The 20002-nt window shown below is 69.2% G+C and carries 17 protein-coding genes and 1 pseudogene; 7 read left to right on the forward strand and 11 right to left on the reverse strand.

Features of this window, described 5'->3' with window-relative positions:
- Nucleotides 1-12 precede the first annotated feature (12 nt).
- The 3 genes from secG to A5701_RS11900 are packed head-to-tail and all read left to right on the forward strand — an operon-like array spanning nt 13 to nt 3928.
- Nucleotides 13-246, forward strand: a complete 234-nt coding sequence (secG, locus tag A5701_RS11890; RefSeq protein ID WP_040624202.1) for a preprotein translocase subunit SecG — start codon at nt 13-15, stop codon at nt 244-246.
- 45 nt (nt 247-291) lie between these two features.
- Complete coding sequence (ppc, locus tag A5701_RS11895) at nt 292-3099, forward strand: phosphoenolpyruvate carboxylase (protein WP_067753034.1); 2808 nt, start codon at nt 292-294, stop codon at nt 3097-3099.
- A gap of 16 nt (nt 3100-3115) precedes the next feature.
- A complete protein-coding gene (locus tag A5701_RS11900; RefSeq protein WP_067753036.1) occupies nt 3116-3928 on the forward strand; it encodes a DUF1206 domain-containing protein in 813 nt (270 codons plus the stop codon).
- 11 nt (nt 3929-3939) lie between these two features.
- Here A5701_RS11900 and A5701_RS11905 read toward each other — a convergent pair whose 3' ends face one another.
- From A5701_RS11905 to tkt, 6 genes are read right to left on the reverse strand one after another with little or no spacing between them, the layout of a single operon-like run.
- On the reverse strand, nt 3940-4338 hold the full coding sequence (locus tag A5701_RS11905) for an ATPase (protein ID WP_067275764.1): 399 nt from the start codon (nt 4336-4338) through the stop codon (nt 3940-3942).
- 28 nt (nt 4339-4366) lie between these two features.
- On the reverse strand, nt 4367-5122 hold the full coding sequence (pgl, locus tag A5701_RS11910; protein ID WP_067753039.1) for a 6-phosphogluconolactonase: 756 nt from the start codon (nt 5120-5122) through the stop codon (nt 4367-4369).
- The gene (gene opcA, locus A5701_RS11915; RefSeq protein WP_067753042.1) at nt 5119-6030 is read right to left on the reverse strand and encodes a glucose-6-phosphate dehydrogenase assembly protein OpcA; all 912 of its coding nucleotides are present in this window, start codon (nt 6028-6030) and stop codon (nt 5119-5121) included. Before opcA ends, pgl begins: the two co-directional genes overlap by 4 nt.
- A gap of 45 nt (nt 6031-6075) precedes the next feature.
- Nucleotides 6076-7620 carry a glucose-6-phosphate dehydrogenase gene (zwf, locus tag A5701_RS11920; protein WP_067753045.1) on the reverse strand — a complete coding sequence of 515 codons (1545 nt, stop codon included), beginning with the start codon at nt 7618-7620 and terminating at the stop codon, nt 6076-6078.
- Nucleotides 7617-8735 (reverse strand): transaldolase, encoded by a 1119-nt coding sequence (gene tal / locus A5701_RS11925; RefSeq protein ID WP_067753048.1) that lies wholly within the window; start codon nt 8733-8735, stop codon nt 7617-7619. Before tal ends, zwf begins: the two co-directional genes overlap by 4 nt.
- Before the next feature lie 15 nt (nt 8736-8750).
- Entirely contained in the window at nt 8751-10841 is a 2091-nt protein-coding gene (gene tkt, locus A5701_RS11930; protein WP_067753051.1) for a transketolase, read from the reverse strand.
- A gap of 258 nt (nt 10842-11099) precedes the next feature.
- Here tkt and A5701_RS11935 point away from each other — a divergent pair, with 258 nt between their 5' ends.
- Nucleotides 11100-12026, forward strand: coding sequence for a heme o synthase (locus A5701_RS11935; protein WP_067753054.1), 927 nt, complete (start codon nt 11100-11102; stop codon nt 12024-12026).
- A gap of 118 nt (nt 12027-12144) precedes the next feature.
- Here the strand turns inward: A5701_RS11935 and A5701_RS11940 are convergent, their stop codons facing one another.
- Nucleotides 12145-13119, reverse strand: a complete 975-nt coding sequence (locus A5701_RS11940) for a quinone oxidoreductase (RefSeq protein WP_067753057.1) — start codon at nt 13117-13119, stop codon at nt 12145-12147.
- Between the two features lie 19 nt (nt 13120-13138).
- Between A5701_RS11940 and A5701_RS11945 the strand changes: the two genes are divergently transcribed.
- Complete coding sequence (locus A5701_RS11945) at nt 13139-13780, forward strand: hypothetical protein (RefSeq protein WP_067753067.1); 642 nt, start codon at nt 13139-13141, stop codon at nt 13778-13780.
- Here the strand turns inward: A5701_RS11945 and A5701_RS11950 are convergent.
- The 4 genes from A5701_RS11950 to mptB form a co-directional block, all read right to left on the reverse strand.
- Nucleotides 13730-14665 carry a heme A synthase gene (locus A5701_RS11950; RefSeq protein WP_197504967.1) on the reverse strand — a complete coding sequence of 312 codons (936 nt, stop codon included), beginning with the start codon at nt 14663-14665 and terminating at the stop codon, nt 13730-13732. The two genes, A5701_RS11945 and A5701_RS11950, sit on opposite strands and share 51 nt — an antisense overlap.
- Nucleotides 14666-14836: 171 nt before the next feature.
- Nucleotides 14837-15547: an ABC transporter permease gene (locus A5701_RS11955; protein ID WP_231968974.1), complete on the reverse strand. Its 711-nt coding sequence runs from the start codon at nt 15545-15547 to the stop codon at nt 14837-14839.
- A gap of 77 nt (nt 15548-15624) precedes the next feature.
- Entirely contained in the window at nt 15625-16560 is a 936-nt protein-coding gene (locus A5701_RS11960; RefSeq protein ID WP_156670053.1) for an ABC transporter ATP-binding protein, read from the reverse strand.
- Between the two features lie 58 nt (nt 16561-16618).
- Nucleotides 16619-18319 (reverse strand): polyprenol phosphomannose-dependent alpha 1,6 mannosyltransferase MptB, encoded by a 1701-nt coding sequence (mptB, locus tag A5701_RS11965; RefSeq protein ID WP_067753076.1) that lies wholly within the window; start codon nt 18317-18319, stop codon nt 16619-16621.
- 164 nt (nt 18320-18483) lie between these two features.
- Between mptB and A5701_RS11970 the strand changes: the two genes are divergently transcribed.
- Both A5701_RS11970 and A5701_RS28150 read left to right on the forward strand, forming a co-directional pair.
- On the forward strand, nt 18484-19224 hold the full coding sequence (locus A5701_RS11970; RefSeq protein WP_067753079.1) for a metalloregulator ArsR/SmtB family transcription factor: 741 nt from the start codon (nt 18484-18486) through the stop codon (nt 19222-19224).
- Nucleotides 19221-20002 (forward strand): annotated as a pseudogene (locus A5701_RS28150) (Fe-S cluster assembly protein SufB); the annotation flags it as partial. The gene A5701_RS11970 and the pseudogene A5701_RS28150, both read left to right, overlap by 4 nt.

Genomic DNA, 20002 nt, shown 5'->3' on the forward strand with positions numbered 1-20002 from the left:
GGCTTTTGCGTCATGGAGTTGGCCCTGCAGATCACCCTGGTGGTCACCAGCGTGCTGGTGGTGTTGCTGGTGCTGCTGCACCGCGCCAAGGGTGGCGGCCTGTCGACACTGTTCGGCGGCGGCGTGCAGTCCAGCCTTTCCGGCTCGACGGTGGTGGAGAAGAACCTGGACCGGTTGACGCTGTTCATCACCGGCATCTGGCTGGTGTCCATCATCGGGGTCGCCCTGCTGATCAAATACCGGTGACCCGTCGGCGGGCGGACCACGTGATCCGCACCGATACTGGGACACATGGTTGACGTTTCCGACATCGCGCTCGAACCGATCGGCGCCGTGCAAAGGACGCTGGTCGGTCGCGAGGCGACCGAGCCGATGCGCGCCGACATCAGGCTGCTGGGCGCCATCCTCGGCGACACCGTGCGCGAGCAGAACGGGGACGAGGTTTTCGACCTCGTGGAACGCGCCCGGGTCGAGTCGTTTCGGGTGCGCCGCTCCGAGATCGACCGGGCCGAGCTGGCCCGGATGTTCGACGGCATCGACATTCACCAGGCGATCCCGGTCATCCGCGCGTTCAGTCACTTCGCGCTGCTGGCCAACGTGGCCGAGGACATCCACCGGGAGCGACGCCGCGCGATCCACGTCGCCGCCGGCGAGCCGCCGCAGGACAGCAGCCTAGCCGCCACCTACGCGAAACTCGATGGCGCCGAACTCGATTCGGCCACGGTCGCCGACGCGCTGCGCGGCGCCCTGATATCCCCGGTGATCACCGCCCACCCCACCGAAACCCGGCGGCGCACCGTCTTCGTCACCCAGCACCGGATCACCCAGTTGATGCGGTTGCACGCGGAGGGGCACACCGAAACCGACGACGGCAGCAATATCGAGCGCGAGTTGCGCCGTCAGGTGCTGACCCTGTGGCAGACCGCACTGATCCGGCTGTCCCGGCTGCAGATCACCGACGAGATCGAGGTCGGGTTGCGGTATTACGCCGCCGCGTTCTTCCAGGTCATTCCCCAGGTCAACGCGGAGGTCCGGGACGCTTTGCGGAAGCGCTGGCCCGACACCGATCTGCTCGCGGCTCCGATCCTGCGCCCCGGCTCCTGGATCGGCGGCGACCGCGACGGCAACCCGAACGTGACGGGCGACGTGGTCCGCCAGGCCACGGGCAGCGCCGCGTTCACCGCGCTGTCGCATTACCTCGAAGAGCTCATCGCCCTCGAGCAGGACCTGTCGATGTCGGCGCGACTCGTCCCCGTCACGCCCGGGCTGGCCGAACTGGCCGAGAGCTGCGCCGAGCAGGCCCGCGCCGACGAGCCGTACCGGCGGGCGGTGCGGGTGATCCGGGCCCGGCTCACCGCGACGGGCGCCCAGATCCTGGACCGTCAACCTCAGCACGAACTGGATCTCGGCCTGGCGCCGTATTCCGCGCCGGCCGAACTTCAAGCGGACCTCGACACCATCGACGAGTCGCTGCGCACGCACGGCAGCGCGTTGCTCGCCGAGGACCGCCTGGCGCTGCTGCGAGAAGGCGTGAGCGTCTTCGGGTTTCACTTGAGCGGCCTCGATCTGCGGCAGAACTCCGACGTCCACGAAGAGGTGGTGGCCGAGCTGCTGGGGTGGGCCGGGGTGCACCCGGACTACGTTTCGCTGCCCGAGGACGAGCGGGTCGCGCTGCTGGCGGGCGAACTGGGCACGCGCCGTCCACTGGTCGGTGACCGCACGCAACTGTCCGACCTGGCCCGCAAGGAGCTCGAGGTCATCGGCGCCGCGACGCACGCCGTCGGGCGCTACGGGCCGGCCGCCGTCCCGAACTACGTGATCTCGATGTGCCGCTCGGTGTCCGACGTCTTGGAAGTGGCGATCCTGCTGAAAGAGGCTGGGCTGCTGGACGCTTCCGGGCCGGAACCGTACTGTCCGGTGTCCATCTCGCCGCTCTTCGAGACGATCGAGGATCTGCACAACGGCGCGGACATCCTGCACGCGATGCTGGACCTGCCGCTGTACCGCGCGGTCGTCGACGCCCAGGGCGGTTGCCAAGAGGTGATGCTCGGCTATTCCGACTCGAACAAGGACGGCGGTTACCTGGCCTCCAGCTGGGCGGTCTACCGCGCCGAGCTGGCCTTGGTCGAGGTGGCCCGCAAGGCGGGAATCCGATTGCGGCTCTTCCACGGTCGCGGCGGCACCGTCGGCCGCGGCGGCGGCCCGAGCTATCAGGCCATCCTGGCGCAGCCCCCCGGCGCGGTGAACGGCTCGCTGCGGCTCACCGAGCAGGGGGAGGTGATCGCCGCCAAGTACGCCGAACCGCAGGCGGCGCGGCGCAACCTGGAGAGCCTGGTGGCCGCCACGCTGGAGTCGACGCTGCTCGACGTCGAGGGTCTGGGTGATGCCGCGGAGCCGGCCTACGCGGTGCTCGACGAAGTGGCCACCCTCGCGCAACGCGCCTACGCCGAATTGGTGCACGACACACCGGGTTTCGTCGAGTACTTCATGGCCTCCACGCCGGTCAGCGAGATCGGTTCGCTGAACATCGGCAGCCGGCCGACGTCACGCAAACCCACCTCGTCGATCTCGGATCTGCGCGCCATCCCCTGGGTGCTCGCGTGGGCCCAGTCGCGGGTCATGCTCCCCGGTTGGTACGGCACCGGGTCGGCGTTCGAGCAGTGGATCGCGGCGGGCCCGGAAAGCGAAGACGAACGGGTGGCGATCCTGCACGAGCTCTACGAGCGCTGGCCCTTCTTCCGCGGCGTGCTGTCCAACATGGCCCAGGTGCTGGCCAAGAGCGACCTCGGCCTGGCGGCGCGGTACGCGGAGCTGGTCGACGACGAGGAGCTGCGGCACCGGGTGTTCGACAAGATCGTGGACGAGCACCGGCGAACCATCGCGATGCACAAGCTGATCACCGGTCAGGACGACCTGCTCGCCGACAATCCCGCGCTGGCGCGTTCGGTGTTCAACCGGTTCCCCTATCTGGAGCCGCTGAACCACCTGCAGGTCGAGTTGCTGCGCCGCTACCGCTCCGGCGACGACGACGAACTGGTGCAGCGCGGCATCCTGCTGACGATGAACGGATTGGCCAGCGCGTTACGGAACAGCGGGTGACGGGCATTCGTAAGCCATGTCGGACATCGCGTCGCCCGTCAGCGCGGCTGAAGTGGCCCAGAACGGCGTCTTCGAACGTCTCGCCCGGGTCGGGTACGTGGTCAACGGGATACTGCACCTGATCGTCGGCTACCTCGCGATCCGGGTCGCGTGCGGAGAAGGCGGCACCGCCGACCAAACCGGTGCCCTGGCGACGCTGGCGGCCAAGCCGGGCGGCCCGTTCGCGCTCTGGATCGCCACCGCCGCCCTGCTGGCGATGGGCCTGTGGCGGCTCGTCGAAACCGCCCTCGGACGATCGTGCGACCGTGAGTCGGAGGGGCCGTCGTCGGATGCGTCGACACGGCTCAAGGCGTTGGGTCTGGCGGCGGTCTACCTGGCCTTCGCCTATTCCGCGTTCGGGTTCGCCCGCGGCGCGGGCAGGCAGGCGGACCAACAGAATTCGGGCATCAGCGCGCGGCTGATGGCGACGACCGGCGGCACCGTCGCGCTGATCGGCTGCGGCGCGATCATCGTCGCGGTCGGCGGCTACCACATCTACAAGGGCGCCAGCCGCAACTTCGTCGACGACCTGCGGGGCGAGTCCGGCGACTTGGTGCGCCGCCTCGGCGTGGCGGGGTATATCGGCAAGGGAATCGTGATCACCCTGACAGGCGCGCTGGTGATCGTCGCCGCGTGCCGCTCGGAGCCGAAGAAGGCCACCGGACTCGACGGCGCGCTGAAGACGCTCGGGGCTCAGCACTTCGGGGCGGCACTGTTGATCGCCGCCGGGGTGGGGCTCATCATCTACGGGCTGTACAGCTTCGTGATGGCCCGGTCGACCAAGATGTGACGCGTCCGCCGCTATTCCACCGCGCGGTTGCGCAGCCGGTCCACCACGCCGCGCACCGCGTGCTCGGTCATGGACAGCGGCGTCATCATCACCTCGCCGACTTTGACCATGTCGTCGATCCGCCCGACGATCGCCTCGACAGGCTCGACCAGGACGATCAGGCGCCGCGCCAGATCGTCCAGCCGCGACAGGGTGCCGTCCAGGTGGTCCAGGCCGCTCTCCATGCGCTCGACCGTGGCGTTCAGGGCGGACAGGGACGTGTTCAGCTCTTTCATCGTCGTGCTCAGGCCGTCGAGTACGTCTTCGACCTGCTCCACCGTCTTGTCGGCGTTCAACGCAGCCTGGGTGAGGGTCTTGATCCGGCTTCGCTCTTGCCCACCGCGCACGGTTCTGTCTGCCATGCCCGTCATTATGACCCGGATCCCACCGGGTGCGGGACTAGCTTGACTGACCCGGGCGTGCGGGGAGTTTGGAGGCGGCCTCCTCGTCGAGCAGCCACAGCGTGGTTTCCCGGCCGATCGCGCCCGCGGCCGGCACCGAGACCGGCGCGGCACCACCGATGGCCGCCGCCACGGCATCCGCCTTCGAAGCCCCGGACACCATCAGCCAGACCTCACGCGAACGTTGAACCGCGGGCAATGTCAGGGTGATTCGCTGGGGAGGCGGCTTGGGGGAGTCCTCGACCGGTACCACCATGCGGCTGGTTTCCAGCACGGCGGGGGTGTCCGGGAACAGCGAGTTGATGTGACCCTCGGGGCCCATGCCCAGCAGGTGCACGTCGAAGTTCGGCACCGGTTGGCCGGGTTCGGCGTTGGCCGCCAACAGCTGTTCGTAGGCCAGCGCCGCGGCGGCGAGATCGGTGCCGAATTCGCCGTCGCTGGCCGGCATCGCGTGCACGTGGCTGGACGGGATGTCGATCCGGTCCAGCAGCGCCGCCCGCGCCTGCTTGTCGTTGCGCTCGTCGTCGTCCTCGGGGACGTAGCGTTCGTCGCCCCAGAACAGGTGCACCTTGGGCCAGGCGATCTCGAGGCCCGCCAGCGACTCGAGCAACCCGATGCCGTTGCCGCCGCCGGTCAGCACCACCAGTGCCCGGTCCCGGGCCGCCACGGCGTTGCGGATGCTCTCCGCCAATCGGTTGGCCGCGGCCTCGACCAGCGCCTTGCTCTGCGGGAAAACTTCGACGATGGTGCTCACACGTACTGCACTTTCTCAATGCCTTCTAACGCTGTCTGGTAAATCTCATCGGGATCGAGCCGCCGCAGGTCTTCGGCGAGGCACTCGCCGGTTTCCCTGCGCGCCAAGGGAAGCAGGGCATCGGGCTTGGCGGTGCGGCTCAGTGTTGCCGTCCTGCCCTCCTGAGGCCGGCTCAAGACGATGGTCTCGCTCTTGCGCGTGAGTTCCACCTTGAGCTCGCCAACCGCCCGGCGCACCGGGCCGTCGATGCGGCTGGCCAGCCAGCCGGCGAGGATGTCAAGCGCCGGTTCGGTTTTCAAACCGGACACCAGGGCCGACTCGATCGGCTCGTGGGGCGGCAGGTCGACCGCGGAGGTGAGCAGCGCCCGCCAGTAGGTGATGCGGGCCCAGGCCAGGTCGGTGTCGCCGGCGGTATAGCCGGGCAGCCGGCCCTTGATCGCCGCCAGCGGATCGGTTCCGTTGGTCGCGTCGGTGATGCGCCGAATCGCCAACTTGCCCAACGGATCCTGGGCGGGGATGGCCGGCGCCACGTCCGGCCACCACGCCACCACCGGGATGTCGGGAAGCAGAAACGGGGTCACCACACTGGCGGCGTGGCCGGCCAGCGCCCCGGACAGGTTGAGGATCACGACCTCGGTGGCGCCGGTGTCGCCGCCCGCCCGCAACTGCGCGTCCAGGCGCGGCTCATCGGCGTACGGATCGCCCCGCATCGTCACGATCACCCGGCTGGGATGCTCGTGGCTGGCATTGTTGGCCGCCTCGAGCGACTCTTCGAGGATGGCATCGCTGTCCGGCGCGATGATCAGCGTCAGCACCCGGCCCATCGTCACGGCGCCGACCTTTTCCCGCAGTTCGTCGAGCTTCTTGTTGACCGCGGTGGTGGTGGTGTCCGGCATGTCGATGATCAAGGGCGCCCCTCCTCAGCGTTCTGCATCGTCGTCGGCGCGGATCATTTAGGGCCGCCGCCATTCGCGCCCGGTCCGTCGCAGCATCTCGAACGCCGACTCCGGGCCCCAGGTGCCGGCCTCGTACGGCTCGGGTTTGCCGTCGGAAGCCCAGTTATCCAGCACGGGATCCAATATCTCCCAAGCCAATTCGACCTCTTCGTTGACCGGGAACAGGGAGGGCTCGCCCAGCAGTACGTCGAGGATCAGCTGTTCGTAGGCCTCCGGTGACTCCTCGGCGAACGCCGAGCCGTAGGAGAAGTCCATGTTGACGTCGCGGACCTCCATCGCGGTTCCCGGCACCTTGGAACCGAACCGCAGCGTGATGCCCTCGTCTGGCTGCACCCGGATGACCATCGCGTTGGCGCCCAGCTCGTCGGTCATGGTGGCATCGAACGGCAGGTGCGGGGCACGCTTGAAGACCAGGGCGATCTCGGTGACCCTGCGGCCCAGCCGTTTTCCGGTCCGCAGATAGAACGGGACGCCGGCCCAGCGGCGGGTGTCCACCTCCAGCGTGATGGCCGCGAACGTCTCGGTGGTGGAGTCCTTGGCGAACCCCTCCTCGTCGAGCAGCCCGACGACCTTCTCGCCGCCCTGCCAGCCACCGGTGTACTGGCCGCGGCTGGTGGTCTCGTCCAGCGGCTGGGCCAGTTGGGTCGCCGAGAGCACCTTGATCTTCTCGGTCTGCAACGCCGACGGGTTGAAGCTGACCGGCTCTTCCATGGCGGTGAGCGCCAGCAGCTGCATCAGGTGGTTCTGGATGACGTCGCGGGCGGCCCCGATGCCGTCGTAATATCCCGCGCGCCCGCCCAATCCGATGTCCTCGGCCATCGTGATCTGCACGTGGTCCACATAGTGCGCGTTCCAGATCGGGTCGAACAACTGGTTGGCGAAGCGCAACGCCAGGATGTTGCGCACGGTCTCCTTGCCGAGGTAGTGGTCGATGCGGAACACCGCCTCCTCCGGGAAGACGGCGTTGACCGCGTGGTTGAGGGCCTGTGCGCTCTGCAGGTCGTGTCCGAAGGGTTTCTCGATGACCACCCGGCTCCAGCGGTCGCCCTGCGGGCGCGCCAACCCGGACTTGTGCAGCTGATCGCACACCACCGGGAAGGACTTCGGCGGGATCGCCAGGTAGAACGCGTGGTTGCCGCCGGTGCCCCGCTCGGCGTCCAGCTTGTCCAGGGTTTCGGCCAGCCGGCCGAACGACGCATCGTCGTCGAAAGATCCTGGGACGAAGCGGAATCCCTCGGCCAGCCGTTCCCAGTTCTCCTCCCGGAAGGGGGTGCGGCAGTGGTCCTTGACGGCCTGGTAGACGACCTTGCGGAAGTCCTGGGTTTCCCAGTCCCGGCGCGCGAATCCCACCAGCGAGAAGCTCGGCGGCAGCAGCCCGCGGTTGGCCAGGTCGTAGATGGCCGGCATCACCTTCTTGCGGGCGAGATCCCCGGTGACGCCGAAGATCACCATGCCGCAGGGGCCGGCGATCCTCGGCAGCCGTTTGTCGCGCTTGTCCCGTAACGGGTTATGCCATTGTTCAGCGGTGCGAGCCGGACTCATTTCGAGGCGGAACCCAGCTGCTTCTGTGTCTCCTCCAGCAGCTCGGTCCACGACTCCACGAACTTCTCCACGCCCTCGTTCTCCAGCACGACGAACACGTCGGTCAGGTCGACCCCGACTCCGGCCAGCTTGTCGAACAGTTCCTGGGCCGAGGAAGCGGTGCCGGTGACGGTGTCACCCTTGATCTCGCCGTGGTCGGCCACGGCGTCAATCGTCTTCTCCGGCATGGTGTTCACCGTGTTCGGCGCGACCAGCTCGGTGACGTACAGGGTGTCGGAGTAGTCGGGGTTCTTGACCCCGGTCGACGCCCACAGCGGACGCTGCACGCGGGCCCCGCTGCCCTTGAGCGCCTCGTAGCGGTCGCCGCCCTCGAAGATTTCCTGGTAGGCCGCGTAGGCCAGCCGGGCGTTGGCCACCCCGGCCTGCCCGCGCAGAGCGAGCGCCTCCTCCGAGCCGATCTTCTCCAAGCGCTTGTCCACCTCGGTGTCCACGCGCGACACGAAAAACGATGCGACGGAATGGATCTTGGACAGGTCGTGTCCCGCCTCGCGCGCCTTCTCCAGGCCGGCCAGGTAGGCGTCCATCACCTGGCGGTGCCGCTCGACGGAGAAGATGAGGGTGACGTTGACCGAGATCCCTTCGGCGAGAACGGCGGTGATCGCCGGAATTCCGGCCTTGGTCGCCGGGATCTTGATGAACAGGTTGGGGCGGTCGACGATCTTCCACAGCTCGACGGCCTGTGCGGTGGTCTTGTCGGTCTCGGCGGCCAGGCGCGGATCGACCTCGATGGAGACCCGGCCGTCGACGCCGTCGGAGGCTTCCCACTGCGGCCGCAGCACATCGCAGGCGTTGCGGACATCGTCGGTCGTGACCGTGCGGATCGTGGCGTCCACGTCGGCGCCGCGCTCCGCCAATTCGGAGATCTGGTCGTTGTAGGTGTCGCTGTCGGCGAGCGCCTTCTGGAAGATCGACGGGTTGGTCGTCACGCCCACAACGCTTTTGGTGTCGATGAGCTCCTTCAGGTTGCCCGACTGCAACCTCTCGCGCGACAGGTCGTCCAGCCACACGGATACGCCCGCGGCGGACAGCGCCGCGAGGTTAGGGTTCTGAGTCATGTGAATCACCCTTTCTCAGTTGTCCACTACCTGTTCCGCGGCGGCCGCGACGGCTTCTGCGGTGAAACCGAATTCACGGAACAAAGTCTTGTAGTCGGCGGATTCGCCATAGTGCTCGATCGAGACGATGCGGCCGGTGTCGCCGACGAGCTTGTGCCAGGACTGCGCGACGCCCGCCTCGACGGCCACCCGGGCCGACACCGACGGGGGGAGCACGCTGTCGCGGTAGTCCTCGGGCTGCGACTCGAACCATTCCACGCACGGCATCGACACCACCCGCGCGACAATGTCCTTGTCGGCCAACAACTTCTGGGCGTCCACTGCGAGCTGGACCTCAGAGCCGGTGGCGATCAGCACGACGTCGGGATCCTCGGCCCCCTCGTCGCCCAGGATGTAGCCACCCCGGGCCACGCCCTCGATGTTGGTGCCCTCGAGGATCGGCACGCCCTGGCGGGTCAGGATCAGCCCGACGGGACCGCTGCCGTTGCCGCGGGCCAGGATGGTGCGCCAGGCGTACGCGGTCTCGTTGGCGTCGGCGGGCCGCACCACCGACAGCTTGGGGATGGCTCGCAGCGCCGCGAGGTGTTCGATTGGCTGGTGGGTCGGGCCGTCCTCGCCGAGGCCGATCGAATCGTGCGTCCACACGTAGATGGTGTCGATGTCCATCAGCGCGGCCAGTCGCACCGCCGGACGCATGTAGTCGGAGAACTGCAGGAACGTGCCGCCGTAGGCGCGGGTCGGTCCGTGCAGCACGATGCCGGATAGGATGGCGGCCATCGCGTGCTCGCGCACGCCGAAGTGCAGCGTTCGGCCGTACCAGTGCGCGGTGTAGTCCTTCGTCGAAATCGACGGCGGGCCAAACGAATCCACGCCCTTCATGGTGGTGTTGTTGCTGCCCGCGAGGTCGGCCGAGCCGCCCCACAACTCCGGCAGTTTCGGGCCCAGCGCGGACAGCACCTCACCGGACGCGGCCCGGGTGGCCAACGCCTTGTCGCCCGGTTCCCAGCGCGGAATGTCGGCGTCCCAGCCGTCGGGCAATTCCTCGGCGGTCAACCGGTCCAGCAGCGCCTTGCGGTCGGGTTCGCGCTGCGCCCAGGCGTCGAAGTCCGCCTGCCACTTCTCGTGCGCTTCCTTGCCCCGGTCCACCAGCTTCCGGGTGTGGGCGATGACTTCGTCGCGCACCTCGAAGTTCTTGCCCGGGTCGAAGCCCAGGATCTCCTTGACGGCAGCGACCTCCTCGTCGCCCAGCGCCGCTCCGTGCGCCTTGCCCGTGTTCATCAACTTCGGCGCCGGGAAGCCGATGATGGTGCGCAGCTCGATGAACGACGGCCGGTCGGTGACGGCCTTGGCGTTGGCGATGGCCTCCTCGATGCCGACCACATTCTCGCCGCCCTCGACCCTCTGCACGTGCCAGCCATAGGCCTCGTAGCGCGCGGCGGTGTCCTCGCACAGCGCGATGTTGGTGTCGTCCTCGATCGAGATCTGGTTGTGGTCGTAGAAGACGATCAGGTTGCCCAGCTGCTGGACGGCGGCCAGCGACGAGGCTTCCGAGGTGACACCCTCCTCGATGTCGCCGTCGGAGGCGATCACGTAGATGAAGTGGTCGAACGGGCTGGTGCCCGGGGCGGCGTCCGGGTCGAACAGCCCGCGTTCGTAGCGCGAGGCCATCGCCATGCCCACCGCCGAGGCCAGACCCTGGCCGAGCGGACCCGTGGTGATCTCAACGCCCTTGGTGTGCCGGAACTCCGGGTGTCCGGGCGTCTTGGATCCCCACGTGCGCAGCGACTCGATGTCGGACAGCTCCAGGCCGAACCCACCGAGGTAGAGCTGGATGTACAGCGTCAGGCTGCTGTGTCCGCAGGACAGCACGAAGCGGTCGCGCCCCAGCCAGTAGGTGTCGCTCGGATCGTGGCGCATCGTTCGCTGGAAGAGCGTGTACGCCAGCGGAGCCAGGCTCATCGCCGTTCCGGGATGTCCGTTGCCGACCTTTTGCACCGCGTCTGCGGCCAGCACCCGAATCGTGTCGACGGCGGCCGAGTCGATCTCGGACCAGTCGTCGGGGAGGTGCGGTTGGGTCAGCGTAGAGATCTCTTCGAGTGTGGTCACAGACTCAGTCCTTGGGGTCATCGAGCTGATCAATCCCACCCTAGTGCGGGAGGGCCGGCTCTTGCAGTGCTGGATTTCGGGTACCCGCCGCCGGCTGATGTGAAAATTACGCGGTGGGCGTCGACCCGTAACATTCAGTTCGGAAATCTGGGAGGAGTCTCCCGTGATTGGACCCTGCGGGCAGACCGTCACCGGCCCGCGGTCTACCATCGTGCGTAGTAGATGCTGCGCGCAGCTGCGACCCCAAGGAGTTATTGCGTGAGCGTTCGCGGGCGCGTCGCCCCGAGCCAGATGCCGAGCCGAGTGCAGGGCACGGTACTGGCGTACTTGGCGCTGACCAAGCCGAGGGTCATCGAGCTGCTGCTCGTCACCACCATTCCGGCCATGTTGCTCGCCGACCGCGGCACCGTGAACCCGCTGCTGATCCTCAACACGCTGGTCGGCGGGATGCTGGCCGCCGCGGGCGCCAACACACTCAACTGCGTGGCCGACGCCGACATCGACAAGGTGATGAAGCGCACGGCACGCCGGCCGTTGGCCCGGGCCGCGGTCCCGCGCAGCCATGCGCTGGTGTTCGGGTTGGCGCTGTCGGTGGGGTCATTCTTCTGGCTGTGGTGGACGACGAACATGTTGTCGGCGCACCTGGCCAGCGCCACCATCGCCTTCTACGTGCTGGTCTACACGCTGCTGCTCAAGCGCCGCACGTCGCAGAACGTCGTGTGGGGCGGCGCGGCCGGCTGCATGCCCGTGATGATCGGCTGGTCGGCGGTAACCGGCACCATCGGCTGGCCGGCACTGGTGATGTTCGCGATCATCTTCTTCTGGACGCCGCCGCACACCTGGGCGCTGGCCATGCGCTACAAGGAGGACTACAAGGCGGCCGGTGTGCCGATGCTGCCCGCCGTGGCCACCGAGCGCCAGGTCACCAAGCAGATCCTGATCTATACCTGGCTGACGGTGGCGGCGACGCTGGCGCTGGCGCTGGCCACCGGCTGGCTGTACGCGGCCGTCGCCTTGGTCGCCGGGGTGTGGTTCCTGGCGATGGCCCACCAGCTGCACGCCGGGGTGCGCGCCGGCGAGCCGGTCAAGCCGCTGCGGTTGTTCCTGCAATCGAACAACTATCTGGCGGTGGTGTTCTGCGCGTTGGCGGTCGACTCGGTGATCGCGCTGCCGCACCTGTTCTGACGCTCGCGATCCCGCCACACCACACCAGCCCCACCCGTCGCCCCCGAAGAGTGGCCTTCGAGTGGCACAGTGCCGCATGCCTACGGCGGCGGGGCGGCTGTGGCCGCTGTGACAGCGATCAGGGCAGCAGCACGATCGAGCCGGTCGTCTTGCGGCCCTGCAGATCCTGGTGGGCGCGGGTGGCTTCGGCCAGCGGGTAGCGGCCGCCGACTTCGATGGTGATCCCCCCGCCGGCGATCGCGTCGAACAATTCCTCTGCGCGCCAGCTGAATTCCTGGCCGGTGCGAATGAAGTGGGCCAGCGACGGCCGGGTCAGGAACACCGAGCCCGCGGCGTTGAGGCGCTGCGGATCGAACGGCGGAACGGGCCCGCTGGCCGCGCCGAACAGCGCCAGCGTGCCCCGCACCGCCAGGCTGGCCAGGCTGGCGTCGAAGGTGGTGGCGCCGACGCCGTCGTACACGGCCTCGACGCCGGCGCCGTCGGTGAGCCCGCGGATCTGCCGGCCGAAGTCGTCCGCGTCGTCGGGATAGGACAGCACCTCGTCGGCGCCGGCCTGCCGGGACAGCCGGGCCTTCTCCGGCGTGGAGACCGTGGTGATGACCCGCGCGCCGAGCAGATGCGCCCATTGCGTCAGGATCAGCCCGACCCCGCCCGCTCCGGCATGCACCAGCACGGTGTCGCCCGCCTGTACCGGATACACCGACTTCAACAGGTAGTGCGCGGTCAGGCCCTTCAGCAGCACCGACGCGGCCACGTCCGAGGTGACGCCGTCCGGCACGTGCGCCGTCAAAAACGCTGGGGCCGTGGCGTACTCGGCGTAGCCGCCGGCCGCCGATGCGCTGACCACCCGCTCGCCGGCGCGGAAGCCGTCGACGCCGTCACCGGTCGCCTCGACGGTGCCGCACAATTCGGAACCGAGGATGAACGGCAGCTCGCGCGGGTACTGCCCCGAGCGGAAGTAGGTGTCGATGTAGTTGACGCCGATCGCCTCGGCCTTGATGAGCACCTCGCCGGGCCCGGGCGTGGGCTGGAGTGCGTCGACGTAGCGCAGCACCTCGGGGCCGCCGGTTTCGCTGACTTCGATTGCGTGCATGTGCTTATCATGCCCGGGCATGAAACTCGCCCGTCCGGACATCTTCCATCCCCGCATCGTGCTTGCGGGCGGTCCGCGCCATCCCGACGACGCCGGCTTGGTGCCCGCGCTGCGCACCCGCGGGCTGCACGCCCGCTGGCTGTCCTGGGACGATCCCGAGACCCTCGACGCCGACCTGGTGATTTTGCGCGCCCCCGCGGACCGGCGTGACGAGTTCCTCGGCTGGACGCGGCGGGTGCGCCACCTGCTCAACCCGCCGGACGCGGTCGCTTGGAACCTCGATGAGCGGTATCTGCGCGACCTGGAGGCCGGCGGGGTGCCGACGCTCGCGGGCGGAACGGCGCGGGCGGCGTTGATCTTTCTCGGCGGCAAGCAATCACACGCCTGGCCGGTCGAGCCGGACGACGAGCCGTGGGACCTCGGGTACGCCGCGCTGGCGGCCGCCGCCGAGCGCACCGGAACCGCCGTCCGCGACCTCCTGTACGCGCGCGCCGACGTCGCCGAGGGGCGGCTGGTGGGACTCGACCTCGTCGCGCCGTCGCTGGGCTGGCGGCAGCTGGGCGCCGACGACCGCGAGCGCGCCCAGCGCGACTTCGCGGTGGCCGTGGAGTCAGCCTGCGAGCGGCTCGGCCTCGGCCCGCTCTCGCATCGACGCCCATAGCGCGGCGGTGGCGGCCGTGCAGGCGGCGGCCCCGGCCACGTGCAGGGCGACCAGCGCGGCGGGTACGCCGGTGAAGTACTGCGCGGTGCCGACGGCGGCCTGCGCGCACACCAGGGCGAGCAGCACGATCAGCCGCCGCAGGATCGGCCGGGCGGCGCGCACCGCCAGCAGCCCGAACCCCAGCCCGACCAGCAGCGCGAGGTAGGCGACCAGCAGCGAGGAGTGGGCATGGACCAGGGTGTCGACCGCGACCTTCAGCCGGGGGACGGTCCGGGTGGGGCTGCGGTCACCCGCGTGCGGCCCGGCGGCCGTCACCAACGTGCCCGTGACGAGCACCGCGGCCAGGTCCAACCCGATCAGTGCCGTCAGGGCGCGCAGCGGCCGGGGGACCCGCCGGCGCAGCACGCCGTCGTCGGGCTCGCTGATCTTGACGTAGAGCAGCACCGACAGCCACACCATCGTCATCGAGGTGAGCAGGTGGATCGCGACCGTCCACCACAGCAGGCCGGTGCGAACGGTGATGCCGCCGATGACCGCCTGCACCACCGTCGACACCGGCATCAGCCACGCGTAGACGAGGACCTCGGTCCGGCGCCGGGCCCGGATCACGGCCAGCACCGCCAGCGCCGCGGCGACGACCACCGCGAAGGTGATCATGCGATTGCCGAATTCGACCGCCTGGTGGATGCGCGGCACCTCGGCATGGGCGACAGGGGTGAAGCTGCCCGGGAAGCACTGCGGCCAGGTGGGGCAGCCCAGGCCCGACGCCGTGACGCGGACGATCGCCCCGGTGACGGCGATACCGCCCTGGGTGAGGATGACGGCCGCGGCGAGGAGGCGCTGGACGCGCACGCTGGGATTGGGGAGCAGGTCCACCAGCCGCATCAGCGTTCGTCCCACGGGCATGGCCCGATGGTAGGCCAAGCAAAACTACGTCCTGTAGTAAGCCCTGGCGTCGCGAGACGTAAACGACGCACACCCGGCGCGGCGTGTCGTGTGCGTGGTTTACGTGTCGCGAGCGCCCCGCGGCGATCTCACCCGCGTCAGGTGATTGCGTCAGGTGAAGCGGAACCAGCGCAGCGCCGCCAGCGCCGCGACCGCGCCCCACGCCGCCAGGACGGCGATGCCGAACCAGTCCACCGACAGGACCATCGCCCGCGACAGGGCCTCGGTGAGCGCACCCGAGGGGGTGAGCCGGGCCGCCCACTTGACCCCGGTCGGGATCATCCCGCTCTCGACGGTCAGTGCCCCGAGCCCGGCGAAAACGAACCACAACAGGTTGGCCACCGCCAGCACGATTTCGGCCCGCAGCGTGCCGCCGAGCAACAGCCCGAGCGCGGCGAACCCGGCCGTGCCCAGCGCGATGACCGCCGCGCCCAACGCCAACGCGGCCAACGCTGGACGCCAGCCCAGCGCAAACCCGATGGCGCCCAACAGGATTGCCTGCAGGAACACGACAGTGACCACGGCCAGCGACTTGCCGGCGATGATGCCCCAGACCGGCAGCGGGGTCGCGCCCAACCGCTTGAGCGCGCCGTAGCGGCGGTCGAAGGCGACCGCGATGGCCTGTCCGGTGAACGCGGTCGAGATCACCGCGAGGGCCATGATGGCCGGGACGAAGGTGGCGGCGCGGTTGTGGCCGAAGGAGCCGAACGGCAAGAGCGTCAACCCGACCAGCAGCGTGATCGGGATGAACATGGTCAGCAGCAGCTGCTCGCCGTTGCGCAACAGCAGCTTGAGCTCCAGCCCGAATTGCGCGGCCAGCATCCGCGGGACGGCGTTCGGCCTGGGGTCGGGGGTGAAGGTTCCAGCCGGGAAGACGTTCGATTGGGTCTTGTCCAGTTTCAAGGCCGCAACTTCCTGCCGGTGAGGTCGAGGAACACGTCCTCGAGGCTGCGCTGCTCGACGCGCATGTCGGTGGCCAGCACGTCGATCCGCGCGCACCACGCGGTGACGGTGGCCAGCACCTGCGGATCGACCGGACCCTCGACCAGGTACTCGCCGGGCGTCACCTCCGAGGCCTTGTAGTCCTCCGGCAGCGCGGCGGTCAGCAGCGACAGGTCGAGCCGTGGCGGCGCGGTGAACCGGAGCTCGTCCTTGGCGCCCGCGCGCATCAGCTCGGTCGGCGTGCCGGCGGCGACGGTCGCGCCGTGGTCGATGATGACCAGCCGATCGGCGAGTTCCTCGGCCTCCTTGAGCTGGTGTGTCGTCAGCAGCACCGTCACGCCGTCGCGGCGCAGCGCGTCGATCAGCTCCCAGACCAGCAGCCGGGCGTGTGCGTCCATGCCCGCCGTCGGTTCGTCGAGGAAGACCAGCTCGGGCCGGCCGACCAGAGCGCAGGCCAGCGCGAGCCGCTGCTGCTGGCCGCCGGAGAGCCGCCGGTAGGTGGTACGGGCGGCGTCGGTGAGGCCCAGGGTGTCCAGCAGCCACGCCGGGTCCAGCGGGTCGGCGGCGTACGAGGCGACCAGGTTCAGCATTTCGCTGGCCCGCGCGGACGGGTACCCGCCGCCGCCCTGCAGCATCACGCCGATGCGGGTGCGCAGGCGGGCGTTGTCGGCGATCGGGTCCAGGCCGAGCACCTCGATGGTGCCGGCGTCCGGGCGCACGAAGCCCTCGCACATCTCGACTGTCGTGGTCTTTCCCGCGCCGTTGGGACCCAGCAGGGCCAGCACTTCGGCGGCATGCACCTCGAGGTCGAGATCGGCGACCGCCGTGGTGGATCCGTAGCGCTTGCTCACCCCGCGCAGCCGCACGACCGTTTCAGGAACGTCCGAGCTCACGAGCGCCGCTCTCCCCCGCAAGCGGGTGGGGTCCCCACTGCATCGTCGTCGGCGCGGCTCACGTGGAATCAGCGTAGGCGTCAGGCACCGCGGCCGGGCGCGGGGTCTCAGCGGTCGTGGGCGCCGGCGCCGTTTCGGCCGTCGTCCCTTGCGGTTCGGCGCTGTCGCCCGGGAGTCGCCGCCACGGCAGCCGGGTGTAGGTCACCGCGATGAGGACCGCCACGATCACGGTGCTGGCCAGGGTCGCGTCCACGATCTGGAACAGCGCGAAGCGGTCGCCGTTGGCGGTCGGGCCGAAGATGCCGACGACCAGGGTGATGACGATGACCGCGATGCGGAAACCGCTGCGGGTGGCCCAGGCGGCGAGCGGGATGATCGCCCAGAGCAGATACCAGGGCTGCACGACGGGGAACAGCAGCACCGTGACGCCGAGCGCCACGCCCAGGCCGCCGATCGGATGCAACCGGCCGCGGAAGACGGCCACCAACAACCAGCCGACCATCACCGTGATGATCAGCACGCCGATGGCGCGCGTGAGCCCCAGCACCGCGGTGGTGTGGTCGCCCAGCCCCAGCAGGATGCCCACCTGCCCGGTGCCCAGGGCGAGCAGGGTCGGCGGCGACATCCAGCTGCGCACGACGTTGGCGGTGCCCAGCGTGTAGATCCAGCCGAAACCGAGGCCGCTGGCCCAGCCGACGAGCGCCATCACCGCCAGCGACAGCGCGCTCATCGCGCCGCCCGCCAGCAGCAGCGCCCGCAGGTTGCCCCCGCATCGGTACGCCAGCGCCATCGTGACGAAGCCGAGCGCCAGCAGCGACGGCAGCTTGACCTGTGACGACAGCACGATCAGGACCGCCCCGGCCAGCAGCATGCCGAGCGGTTCCCAGTCGGGACCGGGCCGCCAGGAGGCCGGGAACAGCCGCGGCGAGTCGATGCCGCGCAGCGCGAACTCGGCGCCGGCCAGCATCAGCCCGAGCATCAGTGCCTCGTTGTGAACGCCGGCGACCAGATGCATGATGAGCAGCGGATTGGCCGCGCCCAGCCACAGCGCGCTGACCTCCGCGACGCCGCAGCGCCGCGCCAGCCGCGGGGTCGCCCACACGATCAGGCCCACGCCGACCAGCTCGACCAGCCGGTGGCACAGCACGGCGGCGACGATGTTCTCCCCGGTGATGGCCGAGATGCCGCGCCCGATCCACAAGAAGAGCGGGCCGTAGGGCGCCGGTGTCTCCCGCCACAGTGTCGGGACCGACAGCGTGAAGACGTGGGACAGGCCGAGCCCGGACGCCGGCCCCACCCGATACGGGTCGAGCCCCTCGAGGGAGATCTGGCTCTGGGCCAGGTAGGAGTAGACGTCTTTGCTGTACATCGGCGGGGCGATCAGCAGCGGCAGCGTCCACAGCAGCAGGGTGCGGTCCAGGTCGCCGCGGGACATCCGCCTGCTGCCCAGGGCGAACCGTCCGAGCATCAGCCAGGCCAGCGCCATCATGACCGCGCCGGTGGTCGTCATCGTCAGGGACACGGTCTGGATCCGGGACGGCAGGTTGAGCAACCGCACCCCGAAGGTCGGGTCCTGGACCACGGGCCGGGCGCCTGCGCCCAGCGCGCCGATGGCCATCAGGATGGTGCCGGTCGCACCGAAGAGGCGGGTGCGCTGCAGCGCGGTGAGCTCGGTATCGTTCAGCGGCGTGCCCACCGCCTGCTCGTCGCCATGCAGGCTGGCGATCGACGAGCTCAGCACGTAGTGGCGGGCTGCCATCAGAGCAGCGTAACCGTCGGGGTCACCGGGCTCGCCTGCCAACCCGGCGGCGATCGCGAGCGCGGTTGCAACGGGTCGCCGCGTTGTACCGAATGTGACCAGTGCAACGCCCGCGCAGGGGACCCTTGGTAGACCGATCCCCGGAATTGCGTCACACTGGTGTTGTGAAAATCCGAACCGGCCTCGATGACGCCGCCGTCGGCGCGGCGATGCCGGATGGCCACACCCGCCGCGCGATCGTGCGCCTGCTGGTGGAGTCCGGATCGATCACCGCCGGCGAGATCGGTGACCGGCTCGGGCTGGCGGCCGCCGGAGTGCGACGCCACCTCGACGCCCTGATCGAAGCGGGGGACGCCGAGTCGGTGCCCGCCGCGTCCTGGCAGCAGGTCGGTCGCGGGCGTCCCGCCAAGCGGTTCCGGCTCACCGCGGGGGGCCGCGCCAAGCTCGAGCACGCCTACGACGACCTGGCGGCGGCCGCCATGCGGCAGTTGCGGGAAATCGGCGGTGAGGACGCCGTCCGCACGTTCGCCCGGCAACGGATCGATTCGATCCTGGCCGGCGTACCGTCGGCCGAGGGCGACGACGACGCCGAAGTCGAGGCGGCCGCGGAGCGGGTGGCCGGCGCGCTGACCAAGGCCGGTTACGTCGCCACCACGACGCGGGTCGGCGGCCCGATCCACGGCGTGCAGATCTGCCAGCACCACTGCCCGGTGTCGCACGTCGCCGAGGAGTTCCCGGAACTGTGTGAAGCCGAGCAGCAGGCCATGGCCGAGGTGCTCGGAACCCACGTGCAGCGGTTGGCGACCATCGTCAACGGCAACTGCGCCTGCACCACCCACGTACCTCTTACCCCGGCGCCCAGCCCGCGTCGCGACACCACGAGCATCGAAGGAGCGTCGTTATGACCCTCACGCCAGAGGCCCAGAAGGCCATAACAGAGCCGCTGACCCAGGAGCAGGCGATCGCCTCGCTGGGCCGCTACGGTTATGGCTGGGCGGACTCCGACGTCGCCGGAGCGAGCGCCCAGCGTGGGCTGTCCGAGGCGGTGGTTCGCGACATCTCGGCGAAGAAGAACGAGCCGGAATGGATGCTGCAGACCCGGCTGAAGGCGCTGCGCATCTTCGACCGCAAGCCGATGCCCAACTGGGGCTCGGACCTGAGCGGCATCGACTTCGACAACATCAAGTACTTCGTGCGGTCGACCGAGAAGCAGGCGGCCTCATGGGATGACTTGCCGGAGGACATCCGGAATACGTACGACCGCTTGGGAATTCCCGAGGCCGAGAAGCAGCGGCTGGTCGCCGGGGTGGCCGCCCAGTACGAGTCCGAGGTGGTGTACCACCAGATCCGCGAGGACCTGGAGTCCCAGGGCGTCATCTTCCTCGACACCGACACCGGCCTGCGGGAACACCCCGAGCTCTTCCAGCAGTACTTCGGCACCGTGATCCCGGCCGGGGACAACAAGTTCTCCGCGTTGAACACCGCGGTGTGGAGCGGTGGGTCCTTCATCTACGTTCCGCCGGGCGTGCACGTCGACGATGATCAGGGTCCGCTCGAACTGGCCCATGTTCTCCGTATTGATCCGGAAGTAGGCCTGCAGCGGGATGTCGACGTGCACGCCCGGCGGAACGTAGATGAAGGACCCACCGCTCCACACCGCGGTGTTCAACGCGGAGAACTTGT

Source organism: Mycobacterium sp. E3305 (assembly GCF_001666785.1).
Lineage (GTDB): Bacteria > Actinomycetota > Actinomycetes > Mycobacteriales > Mycobacteriaceae > Mycobacterium.

Bases quoted from the DNA above. Each gene is read 5' to 3' on its own strand.
- mptB (WP_067753076.1), bottom strand. From the start codon at position 18,319: ATGGCAGCCCGCCACTACGTGCTGAGCTCGTCGATCGCCAGCCTGCAT.
- zwf (WP_067753045.1), bottom strand. From the start codon at position 7,620: ATGAGTCCGGCTCGCACCGCTGAACAATGGCATAACCCGTTACGGGAC.
- A5701_RS11900 (WP_067753036.1), top strand. From the start codon at position 3,116: ATGTCGGACATCGCGTCGCCCGTCAGCGCGGCTGAAGTGGCCCAGAAC.
- A5701_RS11905 (WP_067275764.1), bottom strand. From the start codon at position 4,338: ATGACGGGCATGGCAGACAGAACCGTGCGCGGTGGGCAAGAGCGAAGC.
- tal (WP_067753048.1), bottom strand. From the start codon at position 8,735: ATGACTCAGAACCCTAACCTCGCGGCGCTGTCCGCCGCGGGCGTATCC.
- A5701_RS11950 (WP_197504967.1), bottom strand. From the start codon at position 14,665: ATGCGGCTGGTGGACCTGCTCCCCAATCCCAGCGTGCGCGTCCAGCGC.
- ppc (WP_067753034.1), top strand. From the start codon at position 292: ATGGTTGACGTTTCCGACATCGCGCTCGAACCGATCGGCGCCGTGCAA.
- secG (WP_040624202.1), top strand. From the start codon at position 13: ATGGAGTTGGCCCTGCAGATCACCCTGGTGGTCACCAGCGTGCTGGTG.
- A5701_RS11940 (WP_067753057.1), bottom strand. From the start codon at position 13,119: ATGCACGCAATCGAAGTCAGCGAAACCGGCGGCCCCGAGGTGCTGCGC.
- A5701_RS11955 (WP_231968974.1), bottom strand. From the start codon at position 15,547: ATGCTGGCCGCGCAATTCGGGCTGGAGCTCAAGCTGCTGTTGCGCAAC.
- A5701_RS11945 (WP_067753067.1), top strand. From the start codon at position 13,139: ATGAAACTCGCCCGTCCGGACATCTTCCATCCCCGCATCGTGCTTGCG.